The following is a 21,653-nucleotide window of genomic DNA, read 5'->3' as shown; positions in this document are numbered from 1 at the left end:
AAAAATCCTGAAAACTATAAAAAGGAGTTACACTATGAAAAAAATGATCGCTCCCTTATTTTTTATTGGTTTATCAGCTTTTATGCTTGGGGGATGCACCAATACTCAAGTAGGTACTGCCGCTGGCGGTGCTGCCGGAGCAGGTATAGGGTATGCTGTATCAGGAGGCAGTGCAGTTGGAACTGTAATTGGCGCAGGAGCTGGAGCACTAGTAGGCAATGCAATCGGCCAAGAACAGGATCGTCGCGCATACTATTATCATCATCGTTACTATCGTCCATATTACTACTAATATAAATGAAATTTCCTCTTAACCTCCAAAAGAGGTTAAGAGGACTGTTATAAAAAAAGGTTATTTTTTATAATTTTCTATGGGATAACAAAAATCTTAGGAATATGAGGCAATATCAAATTTCATTGCTATACTTTAAAAATAATTTTTAGATTAAGCCTAAATGGTTGATCACTAAATCAAAATAATACTTATACAAGGATTGTAATCATGCGCTTAAAAAACAAGGTAGCAATAATTACTGGTGCAGCCAGTGGCATCGGTAAAGAAATCGCCCTAGTCTACGCAAAAGCAGGAGCTAAAGTTGCCATTGCGGATCTTAATCTGGATCAAGCAAATCTTGCAGCCGAAGAAATAAAGTCTAAAGGTGGAGAAGCCATAGCCGTTGCCATGAATGTCACCGATGAAAACCAGGTTGATAAAGGCGTGGATGATGTTGCTAAATACTTTGGTGGTGTTGACGTTATGGTCAGCAATGCAGGAATTCAAATTATCAGTCCAGTGGAGCAACTGTCTTTCTCTGACTGGAAAAAATTAATATCTATTCAATTGGATGGTGCATTTTTAACAACTCGAGCCGCACTGAGACATATGTATGCGTCTGGTAAGGGAGGAAGCATCATCTATATGGGTTCAGTCCATTCTAAAGAAGCGTCTAAACTGAAAGCACCTTATGTGACAGCAAAGCATGGTTTAATTGGTTTGTGTAAGGTGGTCGCCAAAGAAGGAGCAGCCCATAACGTAAGAGCTAACGTGATTTGTCCAGGATTTGTACGTACACCACTAGTCGACAAACAAATTCCTGAACAAGCTAAAGAATTAGGAATTACTGAAGAACAAGTCATTAAAAATGTCATGTTGAAAGATACAGTGGATGGAGAATTCACTACCACGGATGACGTAGCACAAACTGCGTTATTTTTTGCTTCTTTTGAATCAAATGCTCTTACAGGTCAGTCTCTGATTGTTAGTCATGGATGGTTCATGGAGTAAGGCCTATGGCTCGAACAAAAAAAAGTAAGACTACATTGCGCCATCATCATGTTGCTTGTTGTTTTCAAGGTGGAGGTGCCCTAGGCGCCTACCAGGTAGGTGTTTTGCATGCTTTGGATGAGGCAGGTTATACTCCAAACTGGTTTGCTGGAACCTCAATCGGCGCGATAAATGCGGCAATTGCAGCAGGTAACCCCCCAAAAGTACGTGTTGAAAAAATGTATCAATTTTGGGAGACCATAGCTACTCCTTCTTTTATCGAGAGTAGGCTACTTCCAAACGATGATGAAAGTCGTAAAATTGAACATATTCTATCCGCCCAAACCGCATTACTCTTTGGCCAGCCAGGTTTTTTTACGCCTCGTTTTCCGCCATTACTTACGGGATATTATGACACACCTGATACATTGAGTTTTTACGACACCAAAGCTTTAAAATCGACGCTAGAACAATTTATTGATTTTGAGCGGCTCAATAACTCTCATGAGACTCGCATAAGCATTGGTGCTGTTGAAATTTGCACTGGTGAAATGGTGTATTTTGATTCACAAAACACAAAAATCGGGCCTGAGCATATTATGGCCAGCGGGGCATTACCTCCTGGTTTTCCAGCCGTTGAAATTGAAGGGGAATATTACTGGGATGGAGGCATCTCCAGTAACTCCCCTGTATCTTATATATTGTCTGCAAATCAATGTCCCCATAATTTACTATGCTTTTCAATTCATTTATTTGACTCTTATGGTCTCTATCCCACATCATTGGATGCCGTAATGAAACGAAAAAAGGACATAGAGTATTCCAGCCGTTTTTCCAAAGCCGTACAAATGTATCAACAGATTCATGCTTTAAAAAATACCATTCATATTCTTTCACGTTATATTCCTGAAGAGGAAAAGGGCAACCCGGAGCTTCAATTGTGTATGGCACGTGGGCATCAATCTACAATTTCTTTAGTTCGCTTTTTATACGAACATGATGAGACTGAGTTTTCTTCAAAAGATTATGAGTTTTCAAAAAAAAGCATCATGGAGCGCATAAAACATGGCTACATTGATGGGAGAAAAGCCATCAAAAAATCCCCTTGGAATAAAAAGATGCCGGATACAACGGGTATTGCCGTATATGATATGGCATCAAATAAACATCTAAAAGAGGAGTCTGAAAATGAATGAAGCAGAGGTACTACAGCAAGCATTTGCCATGCCACTCATTAGTCCGTCTTATCCTCGTGGCCCTTACCGTTTCATCAATAGAGAGTTTTTAATTATTACCTATGAAACCGATATAGATGTGTTACGCGAAGTGGTTCCTGAACCGTTAGAAGTGGTAGAACCTCTGGTCAAGTTTGAATTCATTCGCATGCCCGATTCAACGGGATTTGGAGACTATACGGAATCAGGTCAAGTCATACCGGTACGCTACAAAGGTACAATGGGAAATTACACACATGCTATGTTTTTAGATGATCTTCCGCCTATAGCTGGTGGTCGAGAAATTTGGGGCTTTCCCAAAAAGCTGGCACAACCCAAGCTGGAAGTCGTACATGAGACGTTATTAGGCACTCTGGAATACGGGCCTTGTCGAATCGCTACAGCAACTATGGGTTATAAATATGAAGCGCTGGATGTAAAAAAAGTAGCGGCATCGCTCGCTACGCCAAATTATTTACTTAAAATAATCCCTCATGTCGATGGCAGTGTTCGAATTTGCGAGCTTGTTGAATATTATCTTGAAAATGTGGTCATCAAAGGGGCTTGGCAAGGGCCTGCTCAATTGGAAATGAACCATCATGCATTGGCTCCTGTAGCAAATCTCCCCATAAAACGCATCGTAAATGGTATACATTTATTAACGGATCTCACCTTACCTTATGGTCGTGTTGTCCACGATTACCTTAAATAAAAAAATTTGTAAGAATTTAAAAGGAATTTGGAGTTTAAATAAAAATGTTAATTCTATTTGGCTATATCGTCATACTAGTCTGTGTTTTTGGGGGGTTCGCTTTGGGTGGAGGCCATCTTGCTGCGGTCTTTCAACCGATTGAATTGCTTATTATTGCAGGAGCAGCCATAGGCTCACTGATTGTTGGGAATAGTGCTACTGTTTTAAAATCATTGTTAAAAGCACTACCCAAGGTTTTTCGTGGAGAAAAATCCGCTAAGCAAACTTCCAGTAATCTTTTAAGCTTATTATACACTCTGCTGAATAAGGCACGCCAACAAGGACTCATGTCTCTGGAAAGAGATATTGAAGCACCTCAAGAAAGCGCTATTTTCAATGCTTATCCCTCAATAATGAAAAATCATCATATTGTTGAGTTCATTTGTGATTACTTAAGATTAATTATTACTTCAAACCTCCAACCTTTTCAGCTGGAGGCCTTAATCGACATGGAAATTGAATCGCATCATGAGGAAGAAATGATTCCTGCTAATGCCTTATCAAAACTTGCCGATGCCATGCCCGCCTTTGGTATCGTTGCGGCAGTTCTCGGTGTAGTGCATACCATGGAATCGATCAATTTGCCGCCGCCAGAATTAGGAGTACTCATTGCACATGCTCTTGTAGGTACCTTTTTGGGTATTTTAATCGGTTATGGATTTATTGGTCCTGTGGCTTCAGCAATGGAGCATCATGCCAATCAGGAGCAATTAATGCTGCAGTGCATAAAAGCTACCATATTGGCGAGTTTACACAATAATCCACCTATTATTGCAGTGGAATTCGGGCGTAAAGTATTGTTTTCCGCACAACGTCCCTCCTTTACCCAACTCAATGAAGAAATTAAAAATTTCAAGCCAGCAGCATCCTCACCTGATTCAGGAGAGAGTTCTTCTGCGGAAGCCACTCCAGGCTAATGAGGTTATAGAATGAATGATAACAGCAATAAAGGAAAATCTGGTGCAGCACCTATAATTCGAAAAATAAAAAAAAATCAGCACAAGCATCACGGAGGATCGTGGAAAATCGCTTTTGCTGACTTTGTAACAGCGATGATGGCATTTTTTTTGTTGATGTGGTTGATTGCTTCACTGAATAAAGCTCAAAAAGATGGTATTGCCGAATATTTTAAACAACCCATGAAAATCACTTATTTTGGCGGTGAAAATGTGGGTAATCAGCAAATTAATCTTAAGGGCGGTGGGCCTAAAGTAAAAGACACTAATGGTCAAGTTTCAACAACAGATCACCCATCTGCTCCGGATAAAAAAGCCCAAGACATTCAAGTAATTCAATCAACTGAAAATGAAACCCAAAAACTTGAAGAATTAAAGTCAAAGATTAATTTAAGTATTAAAGAAGATCCTTCTCTTGCTGGATTAAAAAATCAATTACTTATGAAAGTAGTAAAAAATGGATTGCGCATTCAATTAATCGACAATCAAAATAAACCTATGTTCGATGTGGGTTCGGACAAACTTAATCCGGGCATGGATCAGATCTTCGTCCAGATTGCAAAACTACTTCAGAACGTCCCCAATAAAATTACTATTGAAGGGCACACCGATGCACATCCGTATCATAATCCGGATGAATTGGAATACACCAATTGGGAATTATCGGCCCAAAGAGCCAATGCAGCCCGTCGTGCTTTGGTTAAAGCAGGTTTGGATCCTGATAGAGTCGTGCGCGTATCCGGTTTCTCATCAACCGTGCTTCTTAATCAACAAGATCCCTATAGTCCTGAAAACAGGCGTATCAGCATCATCGTCATGAAAAAAGGCGCCGAAAAGGAAACGATAAAGAACAAATAACAGATTGTAGCCAGGTTAAAATGAAGTGAACCGAGAATATAACCCGGGTTCCGCTTTGCTTCCCCCAGGCTAAGAATGACTATAAATTATTTTTAGCCAATAGACGCATTCAACATCCAGCGTGCTTTTTCATGAGCCGCAATTCGTTCACTGAGCAAAGCAATCGTCCCTTCATCATCATGCTCCTGTGCGAGTTTAACTGCTGTGTTTAAATCTTTAACCAAAATCCCATGATCTTGAGCCAGTTCGCTCACCATGTGATTCGCATCAATATTTGAGTCACCATCTTTAATTGTTTTTAATTGATTCAATGCCGTAAACGTAGCCGGAGCCTTATGTCCCATAATTAAAATGCGCTCTGCAATTTCATCAACAGCCTCTGCCAATGCTTTATATTGCATTTCAAATAATTCATGCAAACTTTTAAATTGCATTCCCTTAACATGCCAGTGATAATTTTGTGTTTTAAGATACAAGGCATATGTATCAGCTAAAACCACTTCCAACTTTTTAATCATTGCTCCCATCATGACTCCTGACTTTATTATTCAACATCATTTTGGATGATACACGGCAAAAATTCCATTATTTTCAATAAAAAACCCGCCATATAGGCGGGTTTTTAAAGGAATGGAAATGGAGAGAGGCTTACATCATGCCGCCCATGCCTCCCATACCGCCCATTCCACCCATGCCGCCCATATCACCAGCAGCTTCATCTTTCTTTGGTAAATCAGCAACCATACACTCAGTAGTCAGCATTAAACTTGCTACAGAAGCAGCATTTTGTAATGCCATACGAGTTACTTTAGTTGGATCCAAAATACCCATGTCAACCATGTCACCAAAATCACCAGTCGCAGCATTGAAACCATAGTTGTCTTTGTTTTCAGAAACTTTGTTTACAATTACTGAAGCTTCATAACCAGCGTTTGATACGATCTGGCGCATTGGTGCTTCAATAGCACGACGTAGAATGTTGATACCCATGTTTTGATCGTCATTGTCGCCTTTTAAAGAGTCCAGAGCTTTTTGTGCACGGATTAAAGCAACACCACCACCAGCTACGATACCTTCTTCTACAGCAGCGCGAGTAGCATGTAACGCATCTTCAACACGAGCTTTTTTCTCTTTCATTTCTACTTCAGTAGCAGCACCAACTTTGATGACCGCAACACCGCCAGAAAGTTTAGCAACACGCTCTTGTAATTTCTCACGATCATAATCAGAAGTAGTTTCTTCGATTTGAGCACGAATTTGAGCGATACGAGCATTGATATCAGCAGCTTTACCTTCGCCATCAATAATTGTCGTGTTTTCTTTAGTTACTACGACACGTTTTGCAGTACCTAAATCTTCTAAAGTAGCAGCTTCTAAGCTCTTACCAATTTCTTCAGAGATTACTTCACCACTAGTCAGAATTGCGATGTCTTGCAACATTGCTTTACGACGATCACCAAAACCTGGCGCTTTAACTGCACATACTTTAACAATACCACGCATGTTGTTAACAACCAGAGTTGCTAAAGCTTCACCTTCAACATCTTCTGCAATGATTAACAATGGACGGCCTGATTTTGCAACACCTTCCAATACAGACAACATATCACGAATGCTGGAGATTTTCTTGTCAACCAACAGAATGAATGGATGCTCAAGCTCACAAGTCATGTTTTGTTGATTGTTGATGAAGTATGGAGAAATATAACCACGATCAAACTGCATTCCTTCAACAACAGATAATTCGTTTTCAAGACTGTTACCGTCTTCTACAGTGATAACACCTTCTTTACCTACTTTATCCATTGCACTAGCAATAATAGCGCCAATCGCCTCATCAGAGTTAGCAGAAATAGTACCTACTTGAGCAATTGCTTTATTGTCTTTGCAAGGCTTGGACATTGCTTGTAATTTTTTAGTGATTGCAGCAACTGCTTTGTCAATTCCGCGCTTCAGATCCATAGGATTCATGCCAGCAGCAATTGCTTTATAACCTTCAACCACAATCGCACGAGCCAATACAGTAGCGGTAGTAGTACCGTCTCCAGCAGTATCAGAAGTTTTAGAAGCAACTTCTTTAACCATTTGTGCGCCCATGTTCATGAAGCGTTGATCAAACTCGATTTCTTTAGCAACAGATACACCGTCTTTAGTTACAGTTGGGGCACCATAAGCTTTTTCTAAGACAACATTACGACCACGTGGGCCCATTGTTACTTGCACTGCATCAGCTAATGCATTAACACCAGCTAACATTTGTAGACGCGCATCGTCACCAAAACGTAATTCTTTAGCCATTATCTCTCTCTCCTAATGAAACGATTACTTCTCAATTACACCCATGATGTCGTCTTCACGCATCACAACCAGTTCTTTACCGTCGATTTTCACTTCGGTACCTGAGTATTTGCCGAACAGAACAATATCACCCACTTTTACTGCTAACGCACGAACGTCACCGTTGTCTAGTACCTTACCAACACCAACAGCAATGATTTCACCACGCATTGGTTTTTCAGTAGCGCTATCTGGAATAACAATACCACCCGCTGTGGTACGCTCTTCTTCCATACGACGAACAACAACTCGATCGTGTAAAGGACGAATTTTCATGCTTTTATCTCCTGATTAATTAAACTTTAAAGTCAATTTGCAATGTCACTGACAGGCATATGGGGGCAAGGAATTTACTTTCAAGGGTTAAAATAAAAAAAATTTTACTGGTTAATTTTATTCACACTACATGATGTTCTGATATAGTTACATATATGTATTTTAAGCTCCGTATTATAAAGGTTTTCAGAATGAGAAAATGGTTTTTATTGTTATTTTGCTGCATAACTACATTTGCTCTACACGCAAACCCGCTTCCGGCTGCTGAAGTATTTCATGTAAATGTAAGCAAGGTTGATCCCAATACATTTGCTATTAATTTCCAGATAAAACCCCATTATTTTCTTTATAGCGAACGCATTAAATTAACAACAAAAAAGAATGGTACATTTCATTTAGGAACCCTGCGTTTCCCTCCCACAGAGAAAAAAGTAGACCAATTGGGGCATGAGTTTACAGTGTATCGCAATCAAGTCTCTATTCCCGTTGGAATTTTAGGAAATAAGCCAGGAGAGGCCTTGATTGATTTACATTATCAGGGATGTTCTGATGATGGTTTTTGTTATGCTCCTGAAACCAAGACAATCCAACTGTCCATCGATAACGATTTGGCTTTAGCACAAGCGAGTATGGAGCCCACCTCCAATATCCAGCCCGCAGCCATTGAAGAATCACAAGATGGAGTAACTAAAATCTTTTCGAGCCACAATTGGTTCTTAATTTTATTTTCCTTTTATGGCTTTGGTCTACTTTTATCATTCACTCCATGCATTTTACCTATGGTTCCCGTTTTATCTGGAATTATCGTGGGTCATGGCAAAGAAATTACGACAAGAAAAGCATTTTTTCTCTCGTTAAGCTACGTGCTTAGTATGTCGATTACCTATTCAATCATCGGAGCTGTAGTTGCTTTGCTTGGAGCCAATCTGCAAATTAGCATGCAATCACCCTGGGCTGTTGGGGTGTTTAGTCTGATTTTTGTTGTGCTGGCCATATCCATGTTTGGATTTTATGAGTTCAAGCTACCCCATTCTTGGCAAGCGAAGATACACGGCTCCAGTAATCAAAGAGGTGGTCACTATCTTGGGGCCGCAATCATGGGCTGTTTATCCACTCTGATTCTTTCACCATGTGTTACAGCGCCACTCATTGGAGTATTAACCTACATTGCTCAAACCGGGAACGTTCTCCTGGGCTGCCTGACTTTGTTTGTTTTAGGCCTGGGGATGGGCACACCACTTCTACTCATCGGTACTTCTGCTGGCAAATGGTTACCTGAATCAGGAAGCTGGATGAATACCATCAAGTCACTGTTCGGCATTATTTTTATTGCAGTAGCCATTTCTCTCATTGCTCGGATAGCCCCCCCACTGATCACCATGCTCTTATGGGCAAGTTTACTTATTTTTTCAGGAATTTACAGTGGCGCCCTGACCTATTCTGTAACCCATCGCGAAAAATTCAATCAGGGAATAGGACTCATTCTACTCGTCTATGGTTTCTTGATTTTGGTCGGCGCCAGCATGGGGGCAACAAATCCCTTACAACCATTAACCATACAATCAGCAAGTGCTGCATCAATTAGTCCTCAACAGGAACAAAGCTTGAGCACGATAAAGCAGGCCATAGCCAATGCCAATGGCAAACCAGTGATGCTAGATTTTTACGCCGATTGGTGCACCTCCTGCAAAGTAATGGAAGCAACTACATTTAAAGATCCTCAAGTGCAAGAAGCCTTAGCGCGGTTTGTTGTAATTAAAATAGATGTCACAGCAAATAATGCCGAACATAAAGCCCTACTCAACTACTTTCATGTTGTGGCGCCACCAACTTTTATCTTTCTGGATGCCCAAGGTAAAGAACTCAATAATCACAAACTGGTTGGCGAAGTTTCCGCAAATAAATTTTTAAAAACCTTAAATCAAATCGAATAAACTTAATGAATCACATTAATCTTAATCACTGCAAATGAACCGTTTTCCATTTTTCTAGGAATAAAAATTTTCCTTCATGGAATAAAACCATGGTTAAACTCGATCCTAAAGTTTTTTTATAGGATTTTCCAAACTGAATCTGAGTACGGAGTTTTCAGGTTAGTTCGATTTGCCCCCCTCTCCCGCGCTATGAATTTGAGTAGTAAAAAATTAAAAAACTTGAGGATCGACTATAAAGTAAATCCCTGTCTTTGTTTTTTATTGGTAATAAATAAAAAAGATCAGAGGCAACAATGCTGATTTTTTTACTTCGACAAAACGGCTGTAACTTAGCATATTGAGAAAATAGGGGGTTAGAGCTTTACTCAAAATATTTTCGTAATAAGCTTTGAAGTCACGATAATGCGATTGGTGGAAATGAATCACTATGGTCATAATTTTTGACATTGGCATACTACACTTAGTTCTCCAAATCTTTGCAGATACAGCCAATAAATGACTCTCAAATTCAGGCATAAATTCATTACAAAAATCATCGACAATACAGAATAATCCAATTAATTTACTCATCTTAAGACCTTTTGTTCTTATCTATTGGCGTTTTCGGCCAAGAACTACGCTATAAGATCATAGAAGATCCTATTTTTCAAATAATTATACTTATCAACATGTTCGTCAATTATACAGTTTTATCGAATTGACGTTATTCAACTAAGATCAACCCTGCTCCATCCATTGAGTCTCATTTAGATTGAAGCCATGAAGAGGAAGGATTTACCTCTTTTAAGAAAAACAGTCACGGGCATTTCTTGCGGTATGTTGACAACAGGGTGATAGGGATAAGCGTTCCTATAATGAAAGCAATTGAACTGTTAGATAGGTTTAATCATAACCACAAATATTACACTTCCTTTTTTACCTGGTTTTCATTGTTGATGTTGACTCCTCTTCCAAAGAGGGACTTTCTGTTGGTTTTGGAGTGGATTCCGGCTCTTTTGCAAGCTTTTCAAAGTCTATGGAATCAAACCAATTTTTTGCTCTGGAAATGAGACTAGTAATACTATTAGCTGGAGAGCTAAGCTCGATGGAATTATCTGGATTTTCATCCGAGCCTATGTCTTTTACCTTGTCTATAATTTTATCTATACCACTTACAAGTCCACGACTAATTGCATCTTTAACAGAGCCTAGAGTATCTTTTAACGCGCCAACAGCTTGACCCTGTTTGCTATTTTTAAGGTCATCCAGTTTTTCGCCTACTTTATCCATTAGCTCTTGTTTCAGTTCATCTCCCTTCTGTGTTATTGCATCTGATAACCTACCCAGGGATTGCCCTATAGCTGTCTGTTTGGCTTTATCAAAGCCTGCTTTCGCCAAATCTTTTAATCCGTCGTTTATAATTCCTTGAATTTCTGCAACAACCTGAGCCATCTGGTCATTTAAGGCAAGATAAGGATTTTTTTCCTTTGGTGTTGATTTAGGCTCAGACTTAGCAGGCTCAGACTTAGCAGGCTCAGACTTAGCAGGCTGATCTTTTTTCTGTGCTAAATTTTTTTCTGCATCCCGACGAGCTTCATGCTGCAAATCGAGTTGTTTTTGTACCAATGATTGTTCGACTTTATTTTGCGCCATCCTTGTTGTGTTAAAATCTAATTCTTCAGTCTTAACATCTTCAACTACGTCTTTTACAACTTTGATATCCATTTTCGCACGTTTAAAATCTTCTTGAGCTGTCTTCTTTTCCTCTGGACTCATGTCGTCAAATTTTTGTTTATCCTTCAGGAGATAATAACTACCCTCCTCATCTTTAGCTATATTCTGATCTTTAGCAACAACAAAAGCTGCATTTTTGAAGTTAATAGGATTTCCATTTTTATCTTCAGAATTTCCATCAGCATCAATAAATTTTTTTCCCCCTTCTTTGACAGCGACTATTTCCTTTAAATTTATGATTTTCTGGTTCATGCTATTGAGATCATTTGCAAGTGCATGAGCTTCATTATCGTCCGTTGCATTCATCATTTTTTCTGCAATCGTGTCTTGTTGTTTCTCGAGTACCGCAATATCAGCTTTAATTGTCTCTATACTTTTTCATCAAAGTTAGCATTATAAAATTCTTTAGTGTCCTTATCATAAGTATCATATTTTGCAGTAAGTAATCCCCGCTCTTCCTTTAATTTTTTTGCACGCTGCTCAAGATCTTTTTTATCATCATCAAGTTTTTTAATCGATTTATCATAAGGTTCTAGTGGGTCTTGAGCATCTTTTTTGGGTTCATTTGCTTTGGTCTTTTTTTGTGCATTAGACTCTGCTTTAATTTTTTCTTCTTGTTGCAGCGCAATTAACTCATCTTGAGCTTTCTTGGATTCCGTTTCGTCTTCAAGAAGCATACGAAATAGAAGAAATTTTATTTGCTCCTCCTTCATTAATTGTTCTTGAATTTGTAATTTTTTTTCTTCTTTGATAGTTTCCTGATGAGCTTCCTCAACCAAAATTTCATGGATTGCTTTTTTTCCAGAGGATGATAATAAAAATTCCTTAACATCATTGGGGGTATTTAAACCTAATCTAAATGAGCTCAGATCGAGAAAACTATTTTTATTTGAGTCTTCTGTTGATGGAGAAAATCCAATCATCCCACCATCTTTTTTTGATTTTATTGATTCATCCAGTTTTTTATTTATTGCTTTTAATTCATCTGAATTGAGGTTTTCTGAAGAATCGGTTAAGGATACTTTTTCTGCCGTCATATTTAATTCCTCAAAGAAATCATCAATAATTTAAGTATATAAGAAACTAAATGGATCATAATGCATTAGCACTAGCAACCCATTTCTAGTTTAATTATAGCCAACGCATAATAAAATGATTATTTATAATCTCGATCCTCAAGTGTTTTAATCTGACAACTATTATAGCTCTTTGATAAATCAACACTCTCAGTTAGATTTGTGCGCATTATATTGGCATGAGAAAGGATGTTCTTCAAAGAACCTCTTGATTTTGCAAAAGAATTTATTGAGTCGATTAATCAATGTATCGAAGTCGAAAGTCCTGGGGAAAAAAATTACACGGCGTCAGCGCTGGTGGTTATCATTTTGCATCACTGCCATTATTTTAACGAATAGTGTTTGCTGGGCTCAGTTTGAAAGAATTAGTCTCGGCAAGCTAACTTGCATGTTCAGTGTATCTTAGCTGATGCTCTTTACGGCAATAAACAATTTATGAATGAAGCTAGCCAAGTCTTTGGCGTAGGAACACAAGTCATAAGCCAGTTGAGGTCTAACCAAGTTATCCGAAGCAACGGTCATGAGAAAAAGATAAGTACTTATTTTAATTCATACCCTAGTTTTTCCAAGAATATTGCCATCCGGGTGGTGAACAGAAAGCAAGTGATTCTTCTTGCTCCCTCTGGTAAACAACTTAGTAATAGAACCCCAATTCGATTAGAGTCAACAGACTCTTTGAAATATAGGAGGGCTTCTTAATTGGTCTTATCTGATATGTCAAATTAAAAAACTTGGGGATCGAGTTATAGCGTATACTTTTTTTAAACCAAAATAATCAGGTACGTACAACAATTAAAAATGATTTAAATCATCATAATCCTGTCGACAATAAGACTCATTAAGATGTATAATTCGTTCACTTTTTTTACAGTTAGAGTTTTATGAATCATAAAGTAGGTTTTGTTAGCCTGGGATGTCCCAAAGCGCTGGTCGATTCAGAACGCATCATTACCCAGCTGCGTGCTCAAGGATATGAATTGGTATCCAGTTATCAGGATGCAGGTGTGGTGGTCATCAATACCTGTGGGTTTATTGATAGTGCCGTCAAAGAATCATTGGATACAATCAAAGAAGCAATGGCAGAAAATGGACGTGTTATTGTCACAGGTTGCTTAGGCGCTAAAGCAGAGATTATTAAAGAGACATGCCCAGATGTTTTGCATATTAGTGGCGCACATGCCTATGAAGAAGTAATCAATGCAGTTCACCAGCATTTGCCTCCACCTGCGGATCCATTCACACAACTTATTCCGCCTCAAGGAATCAAATTAACTCCACGGCATTATGCCTACTTGAAAATATCTGAGGGATGCAATCAAAAATGTACTTTTTGCATAATCCCTACCATGCGTGGAAAATTACAAAGTTACCCGATGGCCCAAGTTTTAACTGAAGCCAACAAATTGAAAGATGCAGGTGTTAATGAAATCTTGGTAATTTCTCAGGATACAAGTGCCTATGGAGTAGATACACGTTATCAACCAATAACCTGGAAGGACAAAACAGTTAACACACGCTTTTATGATTTGTGCGAACAATTAGGAGAGTTAGGCATTTGGATTCGTCTGCATTATGTTTATCCTTATCCGCATGTAGATGAGATTATCCCTTTGATGCGAGATGGATTGATTCTTCCATATCTGGATATTCCATTACAACATGCTAATTCGCGAGTACTTAAAGCAATGAAACGCCCGGCAAGCAGCGAAAATACCTTATTACGTATTGCTTCTTGGCGAGAAACTTGCCCTGATATTACACTGCGCTCAACTTTTATTGTTGGTTTTCCCGGGGAAACAGAAGAAGAATTTGAAGAGCTGCTCGACTTCCTTGAGGAGGCACAGTTAGACAGGGTGGGTTGTTTCAAATACTCTCCAGTTGAAGGGGCCAAAGCGAATGAATTAAGTGCTCCAGTTCCAGAAGAAATTAAAGAAGAACGTTATCATCGCTTCATGCAATTACAAGCAGAAATTAGCCGCAATAAATTAGAAAATAAAATCGGTAGTACCCAAACCGTATTAATTGATGAAGTAAATCAGGAGCAGATTATTGCACGTAGCCAAAGTGATGCCCCAGAAATTGATGGTCTTGTTATACTACCACCGACCCCAGGCATTAAAGCAGGATCTTTTGCGGAGGTTTTGATTACTGACAGTGATGATTATGACCTCTACGCCGAATTCAAAAAATAACATGAAACTAGCCTGGGTGAAGACGCACCATAACCCGGGCCCTCTCTTCTTATCCTCGAGTTTCGCTATGCTCACCGATGCTACAGGAAACGATTAAAAATTTCTTTGCACATTGCCAATATCTGATCCTGCATGTTTTTGCTCTTTACAGCGCCTGGCCGCAGTAAACTCTGATGCAATAACTGATGGTGTTTCTTATATGCTTTCTTAAAAAAAATGTACTGCTCTTTACTTAAAGCACCTGCTAAAAACAAATGATGTAGTTGACTTAGAGTATTGGTATACCGAGCAAAAGAAGGCTCTCCCAAATGAAGCATTAAAAACTGAACTAAAAATTCCAAGTCCAACAAACCACCAGAAATAGAATTCCGATCTTGGTATTGTTCCATTTTGGATCTCATCGACAATACATCTTGCAACAATGTAGGCTTATCTCGGGTCAATAACAATACAGATTTTTTCAATTGCAAAAAGGTATGACGGATCCTCGCATTTCCCGTCAGAATACGTGCTTTTAATAACGCTTGATGCTCCCATGTCCATGCCTGATTTTTTTGATACGCAACAAACGCGTCAACATGACTCACCAACAGTCCCGCCGCCCCCGAAGGCCTGAGACGTGTATCTACTGTATAAAGCACCCCCGACTGGGAACGAGTAGTCAACATGTGGAGAATCTTTTGAGTTAAACGAGTTATCAATGCTTCTTCGGAGGGTTTGGCCGAATGTAAAAATACCAAATCCAAATCAGAGGCATAATTCATTTCGCGACTGCCCAATTTCCCATACGCGATAATTACAAAATGTGATTTTGCTTGTCCCATTTCAGGGTATCGCAAACATAATTGTTCGCTCGCGATCAATAAAACATGATTTACAATAACTTGCGCCACATCCGACAAAAATTGACCAATACGCACTGCATTACAAAACCCATAAAGTTCGGCACGTGCAGCCATTAACCAATTGGTTAGCTTAAATTGGCGCAATAGTTCTTCTTGTACTTCAACATCGGGATGATGGGCTAGTTTTTCTACTAATAGCCTTTGTAATTGATGCATCGATTGAGGCCGCCATTCTTGTCCCTGATCCAGCAATACTTCTAACAAAAAGGGTTGGTTCACTAATAAGGAAGTAATAAACGGACTTTGGGCAAACCAAAACAACAACTCAGTTAAAACCTGCGGATTCTCGGCTAACAAAGCAAGATACGCACTACGCCCCACAATATTTTCGAGCAAATGCATAACCTGTAATAAAACTTCATCCGTTTTTTCAACATGAGTTAGTTCAGCAAGCAACATCACCATAAACCGGTCCAGACGCATTCGTGCACCTTGTGTTAAACGTCGACAACGAGGGCTATGACGGAAGGAATGAATCATTTGATAGCAATGGGTTGCATTGGCAAAACCTAAACTCGTTAACAAATTAATTGCCATACTGGTTTCAACATGTCCTTGCCAAAGGCTAGCTAATTGATTGGCTAATAATCGTTTCTCATCTTCATAATCTTTAACAGTGCCAAGCACTGAATGGAATGCATAACTGATAATACGTTGATATTTGTGTAATTTATTTATTAAATCGTCCCAGGAAGGATACCCCATAGCTAAAGTAATTTGTTTTTGTTTCACCGGATCTTCAGGCAAGGAGTGAGTCTGCTGATCATTTAAACTCTGGAGTGTGTTTTCGAGTTTACGTAAAAAAAGATACGCTTGCTTTAAGGCATCGGTATGAGACAAGAGCTTCTCATGTTTTAAAACAGCAAGTGCCGCCAAAGCATTTTGCTCTTGTAATTGCGGCAAACGACCGCCCCGAATTAACTGAAAATTTTGAATAACAAACTCTACTTCCCTAATTCCACCTTGCCCCCTTTTTATATCATCCAATCGTGGATTTAATTGAACTTCTCGCTCAATCATGGCCTTCATACTACGTAAAGATTCAATTACACTAAAATCCACGTAACGTCTATATACAAAAGGAACTATTAAACGTTCAAACCATGACTGGACCTCATCCACCTTCTCAGCAATAACCCGTGTCTTAACCATGGCGTAACGTTCCCAATCACGGCCTTGTTCTTGATAATAGGTTTCCATTGCCGCCAAACTTGAAACCAGTGGACCACTATCACCATGGGGTCGTAATCTTAAATCGACTCGAAATACGAATCCATCCGAGGTTACTGTTTGCAATGTTTGAATAAGTTGTTTAACCAGTAGACTAAAATAATGCTGATTATCGATATGCTCCTCGCCATCAGTTTCTCCGACAACCGTATAAGCAAAAATAAGATCAACATCTGAAGAGTAATTTAACTCCCGGCCTCCCAGCTTTCCCATTGCCAGCGTAAATAACGCAACTTCATTCCCAACTTCATCACGCGGAATACCATAGCGTGGAGCTAATTCTTGTTTGCAATAATCAATTGCATGCAAAATAAGCGCATCAGCACAATCAGACCATGCACGCATAATCTGTTGGGTATTGGCAATACCAGATAGTTCAAGAAGAAGTAAGCGCAAAAAATGTGTATTACGAAATTGACGCAGTGAACGCCAATAAGTGGCCTGTGGCACTTGAAAAGACAGACTCTTCAAATTATGAAAGTACTCTTCGCGTGACAGCAAAGAACAACACTCATCCTCCATAAGTAACGCTTTTAATAATTGAATCTGTCTACATGCATAATCACTAATAAGGAGTAACTTGATGGCACTCTCACGCAAAGGATGGCTGATATCTGAGAGATGTTTTTCAATGAACCATGTTTTTGTTTGCAATAACTCAGGAATTTCTATTTGCATAAATTTATTATTTTTCATTCCCAAAATTAATACTCTCGTTATAATATAACCTATAAAAATCAATAAATTCTATAGATTCAAAAATGATCCGATTAATTCTGATTGCATTTATTTGTTCCACTTCCGCGCTCTTTGCTCAGGGTGAACCTTTAAATGTAGGGATTGAAAGCTTTGACCCCCCATTCGTCATGCAAGGAACACATAATGAAGCCTATGGTTTCGATGTTGATATGATGAATAGCCTATGCAAAATCATGAATAGAACGTGTGCATTCCATGTGATGCGTTTTGCTCAATTAATTGATGCCGTTGCAAACAAAAAACTGGATGTGGCTGTCAGTTCGATAACGATAACTAGCGACCGCGCAAAAATAGTCAATTTCAGCTTACCCTATCTCCTTAGTTATTCGCGGTTTTTAGAAAGAAAAACTATTGCAAAAGAAGCGTTTAGCCTGGAGCTATTAAATACTAAAACGATAGGATTAGAATCGGGTACCGTGTTTTTAGACCAACTTACGGAGATGGGAGTAAAAAATCCCAATATTAAAGAATATAGTGGCATTGAAGACCAACTCACAGCCTTGGCTAGAGGAGATGTAGATATTATTCTGATGGATAATGCAACTGCTGTTTATTGGGCATCTAATTCATCAGACTCATTTAAATTAACAGGCCCACCTTATATGTATGGTAATGGCTATGGGATAGCCGTCAACCCTGCTGACCCCGACTTATTAACCCAACTAAACCAAGCCCTCGTCCAATTCCAAAATTCTGAGGATTATAAACTAAATTATAATAAATACCTGTTTGAATTCTAAACATGCATAGCGAATAGGTAAAATCCGATAAATTTATTTCCGTATCCCTTTAGAGGAATGATTGAATCTTGAGCAACGGTTGAATTTGAGCGCAGGTTGCTTGAAACCATACTGAGTAAACGTAGGGATAACCCAGTTTGCGAGACTTTTTAAATATTTTTTTGCGCAATATGTGCCAGATAAATCTGTGTAATGAATAGCGATTTCTTATTTTTTAACGTGGAAAGCCTGGATTAGACCCTACGTACTCTCATAAGCTTCTTGAGAAAGTCCTATTAATGCAGTGTTTGTCCTTGAGTAATGCAACGTGTAATGACTTGTCGTGTTACAAAATCACCCTGATTCACACCATACATTGAATTATAATGTTTTGCTAAGGTGACGACCCAAGCGGATAAACGAAAGCTCATTTTTTTTTCCGCTTGATCCACAACAATTTCAAAAAGACCTAATGAGTCACTTTCGCGCTCACTGGCGTATTCTTCCATGATCACACGGGCGGCTTGTAAATCTTTGTCTCTGGTAGGCCAGTTCTGACTCATATTATTCTCCCTAAAAAGCATGATTAGGTCTCTGTAATTTCGCATTATCTTGAGATAATTTTCAAAAACCGCAAGAGCAGAAATAGAAACATATTGTCTCATATTTTGACCAAATTTTCAAGCTGCAGAGAGCATTGCAATGGCTTGCTTCGACGAACCAAGAACAATAAAATGCAACAGTTTGTTGAACATCGTAGAATGTTTTCTCAAGACAGCATATGATATACGTACTTATCCAAATTTAAAAAATTTCATATGACTTATCATATTTTACCCTCGATTTTATCTGCTGATCTCACGTGTCTGGGCGATGAAGTAGAATCCGTGATGAACGCAGGAGCAGATTTTATTCATTTTGATGTCATGGATAATCATTATGTGCCCAATTTAACATTTGGACCGGCGTTCTGCGAAGCGTTTCTTAAACGGTTCCCGAAACTGCCTATCGATGTTCATCTCATGGTTGAACCTGTAGATGCACTAATTGAAGCATTCGCAAAAGCAGGGGCAAAACGAATTAGTATTCACCCTGATGCCACCATACATCTTGACCGAAGCTTAAAACTCATCAAAGATTTAGGGTGTGAAGCAGGTCTTGTATTAAATCCGGCAACCCCCATTGATGTCTTGACCTGGTGTGCCCATAAACTCGACTTTATCCTGATAATGACTGTAAATCCCGGCTTTGGGGGGCAAAAGATGATTACTGAAATTATTGATAAAATCCCTCAAATCCACAAACTCTACCCCCAACTTGATCTGTGTGTCGATGGTGGAGTGACTATAGATAATATTGCTACTTTGGCGCGCGCAGGTGCGAATCAATTTGTAGCCGGGGCGGCGGTATTCAAGAGCAAAAATTATAAAGAAACAATTGATGCCATGCGAAAACAATTAGCAAATATCAAAGAAAATTAATTAAGAAATGTTATGAAAAAAGTAATTTTACTCATCTGTGGATTTATTAGCTCTCAGGTTTGCCTTGCCCTCTCAGGGGAAGCCTATATGGAACGTTTTAATACCTACTTATCCTTTACCCAAAATCTCCCAACTTCAACGCCCAGTACAAGCTTTTTGGATTTTATTAATGGCCCAATGCCTTTATCAACCAAATTACGTGAAAAATGGCTGTATGAATTAGCTAAAAATAAAGATTGGACGCACTTTAGCCAATATTATCAACCCTCTAATGATCTAAATCTCGTTTGCTATGAGCAAATTGCCAACTACAATACAGGCAAAGAACAAGAAGCATTAAAAGCCTCTATTCCATTATGGCTAAGCGGTGATTCAAGCCCCCCCTCTTGCAACAGTTTGTTTACTTTACTTTTAAACGATACTAACTTTGACCAAAATTTAATTACTCAACGAATTGATTTGGCTTTAGATCAACGCAATATCCAATTAGCTCGTTATTTATTAAAACAATATAAAACACCCCACACCGCTGAGCTAAATAATTTAAATGCCGTTTATAAAAATCCTGAGAACATCATTAAGCTACCCCAAGGTGGATTAAATAGCAGCATCTACCTTTATGGCCTCAAGCGTATGGTTTCCATTAATATGAATAAAGCACTTAAGCTATGGCAACAAAGCAAAACTCAAAAAATGCTTAATCAAGCCCAGCAACAGGCCTTTTTAGCCCATGTCGCACTTTATAAAGCCATGCGTAATGATGAAGATGCATTACAATGGTTCTCCAAAGTCAAACCGCAATATTACAATGATGTATTATTGGATTGGCAAATACGCTTTGCTTTAAAAAGAAAAAGCTGGACTCAAGTCACTGAGTTAATTAATGATTCAAAACGTAAAGATGAACCCTGTTGGCAATACTGGTTAGCACGTTCTTTAGAGGAACAAGGAAAAAATGCAGAGGCACGGATAATCTATGAACCTTTAGCAAAAAACAGACAGTATTATGGTTTTCTTGCCAGTCTTCGCCTTAATAAAAAGCCAAGCTTTACCAATGAAACTCCCACAACAAACCTGGATGTATTGAAACCCTATCAAGCATTTATCGAGCAAATCCAAACACTCTACATGACCAAGCAAACACTTCAGGCATCACGTTTGCTCAATGATTTCATCAGCGAATTACCTAAAGATGAAGCAAGCGCACTGGTCTATTGGATCGATCAAAAACTGCAATGGCATGGTAAATCGGTCTATTTAAGTAATAACGAAACCTTAAATAATCAACTTTCGTTAAGATTTCCATTAGCTTATAAAGACAGTATTTCCCTTTATTCCAAAAAATATGCTATTGCACCAGAGTTTATTTACGCCATTATTCGACAGGAAAGTGGATTTAGAGATGATGCCACTTCTTCAGTTGGTGCTCGAGGTCTAATGCAAGTTATGCCTTATACGGCGAGAGTAGTATCAAAAGCAGACAAGATTCCTTATAGTGATCAAAAGCAGTTGTTTGTATCTCAAAAGAACATCAATATTGGTGTGGCTTATTTAAAACAGCTTGCAAAGCGATTTGGCAATCACCCAATACTTATCGCAGCAGCATATAATGCTGGGCCAAAGCAAGTAGTTTATTGGTTAAAAACTCACCCACCTAAAGAGATTGATGTGTGGATAGAGACACTACCCTGGCAAGAAACACGTAATTACTTAAAAAATATTATGGCGTTCTACATCGTATATCAATATCGCTTAGGGCAAAAACCTAACCTAGGTAATTTCCTGGAGCCATTATAACTCAGTCCTAGCCCGGGTACAGCGAAGCATAACCCGGGTTATGCGAATTATCAGATAATCAAAAACACACGCCGCTCAGAGCACATCAATAAAAAATAATCGTAACTCCCCACGTCATCCCGAACCCGAGCGCAGCGAGGGTGAGGGCTCTCCTGCGGTGTATCTCGGATACAGTCATGTAAAAAAACATT

Annotated in this window: 20 protein-coding genes; 12 read left to right on the top strand and 8 right to left on the bottom strand. The window is 38.9% G+C overall.

Annotation, left to right across the window (positions count from 1 at the left end; translation table 11 throughout):
- Positions 1-34 precede the first annotated feature (34 nt).
- From BW930_RS14605 to motB, 6 genes are all read left to right on the top strand, one after another.
- Positions 35-292, top strand: a complete 258-nt coding sequence (locus BW930_RS14605; RefSeq protein ID WP_058467663.1) for a YMGG-like glycine zipper-containing protein — start codon at positions 35-37, stop codon at positions 290-292.
- Between the two features lie 210 nt (positions 293-502).
- A complete protein-coding gene (locus tag BW930_RS14600) occupies positions 503-1,285 on the top strand; it encodes a 3-hydroxybutyrate dehydrogenase (protein ID WP_058467664.1) in 783 nt (260 codons plus the stop codon).
- Between the two features lie 5 nt (positions 1,286-1,290).
- Positions 1,291-2,460, top strand: a complete 1,170-nt coding sequence (locus BW930_RS14595; RefSeq protein WP_058467665.1) for a patatin-like phospholipase family protein — start codon at positions 1,291-1,293, stop codon at positions 2,458-2,460.
- Positions 2,453-3,190: an acetoacetate decarboxylase gene (locus tag BW930_RS14590; protein WP_058467666.1), complete on the top strand. Its 738-nt coding sequence runs from the start codon at positions 2,453-2,455 to the stop codon at positions 3,188-3,190. Before BW930_RS14595 ends, BW930_RS14590 begins: the two co-directional genes overlap by 8 nt.
- A 44-nt stretch (positions 3,191-3,234) precedes the next feature.
- Positions 3,235-4,146 carry a flagellar motor stator protein MotA gene (gene motA / locus BW930_RS14585; RefSeq protein WP_058467667.1) on the top strand — a complete coding sequence of 304 codons (912 nt, stop codon included), beginning with the start codon at positions 3,235-3,237 and terminating at the stop codon, positions 4,144-4,146.
- Between the two features lie 12 nt (positions 4,147-4,158).
- The gene (gene motB / locus BW930_RS14580) at positions 4,159-5,043 is read left to right on the top strand and encodes a flagellar motor protein MotB (protein ID WP_058467668.1); all 885 of its coding nucleotides are present in this window, start codon (positions 4,159-4,161) and stop codon (positions 5,041-5,043) included.
- 92 nt (positions 5,044-5,135) lie between these two features.
- On the opposite strand, the gene BW930_RS14575 is transcribed toward motB, so the two are convergent.
- From BW930_RS14575 to groES, 3 genes are all read right to left on the bottom strand, one after another.
- Positions 5,136-5,570: a Dps family protein gene (locus tag BW930_RS14575; RefSeq protein ID WP_058467669.1), complete on the bottom strand. Its 435-nt coding sequence runs from the start codon at positions 5,568-5,570 to the stop codon at positions 5,136-5,138.
- Positions 5,571-5,691: 121 nt separating this feature from the next.
- Positions 5,692-7,341 (bottom strand): chaperonin GroEL, encoded by a 1,650-nt coding sequence (gene groL / locus BW930_RS14570; RefSeq protein WP_058467670.1) that lies wholly within the window; start codon positions 7,339-7,341, stop codon positions 5,692-5,694.
- A gap of 24 nt (positions 7,342-7,365) precedes the next feature.
- Positions 7,366-7,656, bottom strand: coding sequence for a co-chaperone GroES (gene groES, locus BW930_RS14565; protein WP_058467671.1), 291 nt, complete (start codon positions 7,654-7,656; stop codon positions 7,366-7,368).
- A gap of 191 nt (positions 7,657-7,847) precedes the next feature.
- On the opposite strand from groES, the gene dsbD reads away from it, so the two are divergent.
- The gene (dsbD, locus tag BW930_RS14560) at positions 7,848-9,590 is read left to right on the top strand and encodes a protein-disulfide reductase DsbD (protein ID WP_058467672.1); all 1,743 of its coding nucleotides are present in this window, start codon (positions 7,848-7,850) and stop codon (positions 9,588-9,590) included.
- 258 nt (positions 9,591-9,848) lie between these two features.
- Here the strand turns inward: dsbD and BW930_RS14555 are convergent, their stop codons facing one another.
- The 3 genes from BW930_RS14555 to BW930_RS14545 form a co-directional block, all read right to left on the bottom strand.
- Positions 9,849-10,160, bottom strand: a complete 312-nt coding sequence (locus BW930_RS14555; protein WP_058467673.1) for a hypothetical protein — start codon at positions 10,158-10,160, stop codon at positions 9,849-9,851.
- Between the two features lie 345 nt (positions 10,161-10,505).
- Positions 10,506-11,624, bottom strand: coding sequence for a hypothetical protein (locus tag BW930_RS14550; protein WP_349267174.1), 1,119 nt, complete (start codon positions 11,622-11,624; stop codon positions 10,506-10,508).
- Between the two features lie 47 nt (positions 11,625-11,671).
- Positions 11,672-12,340 carry a hypothetical protein gene (locus BW930_RS14545; protein ID WP_058467675.1) on the bottom strand — a complete coding sequence of 223 codons (669 nt, stop codon included), beginning with the start codon at positions 12,338-12,340 and terminating at the stop codon, positions 11,672-11,674.
- Between the two features lie 228 nt (positions 12,341-12,568).
- Here BW930_RS14545 and BW930_RS17220 point away from each other — a divergent pair, with 228 nt between their 5' ends.
- Together BW930_RS17220 and rimO are read left to right on the top strand one after the other, a co-directional pair.
- A complete protein-coding gene (locus BW930_RS17220; RefSeq protein WP_154668515.1) occupies positions 12,569-12,718 on the top strand; it encodes a hypothetical protein in 150 nt (49 codons plus the stop codon).
- Between the two features lie 542 nt (positions 12,719-13,260).
- Positions 13,261-14,571, top strand: a complete 1,311-nt coding sequence (rimO, locus tag BW930_RS14540) for a 30S ribosomal protein S12 methylthiotransferase RimO (RefSeq protein WP_058467676.1) — start codon at positions 13,261-13,263, stop codon at positions 14,569-14,571.
- An 80-nt stretch (positions 14,572-14,651) separates the two neighbouring features.
- Here the strand turns inward: rimO and glnE are convergent, their stop codons facing one another.
- Positions 14,652-17,402, bottom strand: a complete 2,751-nt coding sequence (gene glnE, locus BW930_RS14535) for a bifunctional [glutamate--ammonia ligase]-adenylyl-L-tyrosine phosphorylase/[glutamate--ammonia-ligase] adenylyltransferase (RefSeq protein ID WP_058467677.1) — start codon at positions 17,400-17,402, stop codon at positions 14,652-14,654.
- Positions 17,403-17,467: 65 nt separating this feature from the next.
- On the opposite strand from glnE, the gene BW930_RS14530 reads away from it, so the two are divergent.
- Positions 17,468-18,205 (top strand): transporter substrate-binding domain-containing protein, encoded by a 738-nt coding sequence (locus BW930_RS14530; protein ID WP_058467678.1) that lies wholly within the window; start codon positions 17,468-17,470, stop codon positions 18,203-18,205.
- Between the two features lie 275 nt (positions 18,206-18,480).
- Here BW930_RS14530 and BW930_RS14525 read toward each other — a convergent pair whose 3' ends face one another.
- Complete coding sequence (locus BW930_RS14525; RefSeq protein ID WP_058467679.1) at positions 18,481-18,747, bottom strand: hypothetical protein; 267 nt, start codon at positions 18,745-18,747, stop codon at positions 18,481-18,483.
- Positions 18,748-19,002: 255 nt separating this feature from the next.
- Between BW930_RS14525 and rpe the strand changes: the two genes are divergently transcribed.
- Together rpe and BW930_RS14515 are read left to right on the top strand one after the other, a co-directional pair.
- Positions 19,003-19,665 carry a ribulose-phosphate 3-epimerase gene (rpe, locus tag BW930_RS14520; RefSeq protein WP_058467680.1) on the top strand — a complete coding sequence of 221 codons (663 nt, stop codon included), beginning with the start codon at positions 19,003-19,005 and terminating at the stop codon, positions 19,663-19,665.
- Between the two features lie 12 nt (positions 19,666-19,677).
- Positions 19,678-21,462: a transglycosylase SLT domain-containing protein gene (locus BW930_RS14515; protein WP_058467681.1), complete on the top strand. Its 1,785-nt coding sequence runs from the start codon at positions 19,678-19,680 to the stop codon at positions 21,460-21,462.
- The last annotated feature ends 191 nt before the right edge of the window (positions 21,463-21,653 follow it).

It is taken from the genome of Fluoribacter gormanii (assembly GCF_900156395.1).
In the GTDB taxonomy this organism is placed as follows: Bacteria; Pseudomonadota; Gammaproteobacteria; order Legionellales; family Legionellaceae; genus Legionella; species Legionella gormanii.
The sequence above is the reverse complement of the archived record's forward strand: the minus strand, read 5'-3'. Positions and strand labels throughout refer to the sequence as shown.

What these genes read in the sequence shown, in the direction of transcription:
- BW930_RS14605 (WP_058467663.1), top strand. Translation starts at nt 35, where the DNA reads ATGAAAAAAATGATCGCTCCCTTATTTTTTATTGGTTTATCAGCTTTT.
- BW930_RS14600 (WP_058467664.1), top strand. Translation starts at nt 503, where the DNA reads ATGCGCTTAAAAAACAAGGTAGCAATAATTACTGGTGCAGCCAGTGGC.
- BW930_RS14595 (WP_058467665.1), top strand. Translation starts at nt 1,291, where the DNA reads ATGGCTCGAACAAAAAAAAGTAAGACTACATTGCGCCATCATCATGTT.
- BW930_RS14590 (WP_058467666.1), top strand. Translation starts at nt 2,453, where the DNA reads ATGAATGAAGCAGAGGTACTACAGCAAGCATTTGCCATGCCACTCATT.
- motA (WP_058467667.1), top strand. Translation starts at nt 3,235, where the DNA reads ATGTTAATTCTATTTGGCTATATCGTCATACTAGTCTGTGTTTTTGGG.
- motB (WP_058467668.1), top strand. Translation starts at nt 4,159, where the DNA reads ATGAATGATAACAGCAATAAAGGAAAATCTGGTGCAGCACCTATAATT.
- BW930_RS14575 (WP_058467669.1), bottom strand. Translation starts at nt 5,570, where the DNA reads ATGGGAGCAATGATTAAAAAGTTGGAAGTGGTTTTAGCTGATACATAT.
- groL (WP_058467670.1), bottom strand. Translation starts at nt 7,341, where the DNA reads ATGGCTAAAGAATTACGTTTTGGTGACGATGCGCGTCTACAAATGTTA.
- groES (WP_058467671.1), bottom strand. Translation starts at nt 7,656, where the DNA reads ATGAAAATTCGTCCTTTACACGATCGAGTTGTTGTTCGTCGTATGGAA.
- dsbD (WP_058467672.1), top strand. Translation starts at nt 7,848, where the DNA reads ATGAGAAAATGGTTTTTATTGTTATTTTGCTGCATAACTACATTTGCT.
- BW930_RS14555 (WP_058467673.1), bottom strand. Translation starts at nt 10,160, where the DNA reads ATGAGTAAATTAATTGGATTATTCTGTATTGTCGATGATTTTTGTAAT.
- BW930_RS14545 (WP_058467675.1), bottom strand. Translation starts at nt 12,340, where the DNA reads ATGACGGCAGAAAAAGTATCCTTAACCGATTCTTCAGAAAACCTCAAT.
- BW930_RS17220 (WP_154668515.1), top strand. Translation starts at nt 12,569, where the DNA reads ATGTTCTTCAAAGAACCTCTTGATTTTGCAAAAGAATTTATTGAGTCG.
- rimO (WP_058467676.1), top strand. Translation starts at nt 13,261, where the DNA reads ATGAATCATAAAGTAGGTTTTGTTAGCCTGGGATGTCCCAAAGCGCTG.
- glnE (WP_058467677.1), bottom strand. Translation starts at nt 17,402, where the DNA reads ATGAAAAATAATAAATTTATGCAAATAGAAATTCCTGAGTTATTGCAA.
- BW930_RS14530 (WP_058467678.1), top strand. Translation starts at nt 17,468, where the DNA reads ATGATCCGATTAATTCTGATTGCATTTATTTGTTCCACTTCCGCGCTC.
- BW930_RS14525 (WP_058467679.1), bottom strand. Translation starts at nt 18,747, where the DNA reads ATGAGTCAGAACTGGCCTACCAGAGACAAAGATTTACAAGCCGCCCGT.
- rpe (WP_058467680.1), top strand. Translation starts at nt 19,003, where the DNA reads ATGACTTATCATATTTTACCCTCGATTTTATCTGCTGATCTCACGTGT.
- BW930_RS14515 (WP_058467681.1), top strand. Translation starts at nt 19,678, where the DNA reads ATGAAAAAAGTAATTTTACTCATCTGTGGATTTATTAGCTCTCAGGTT.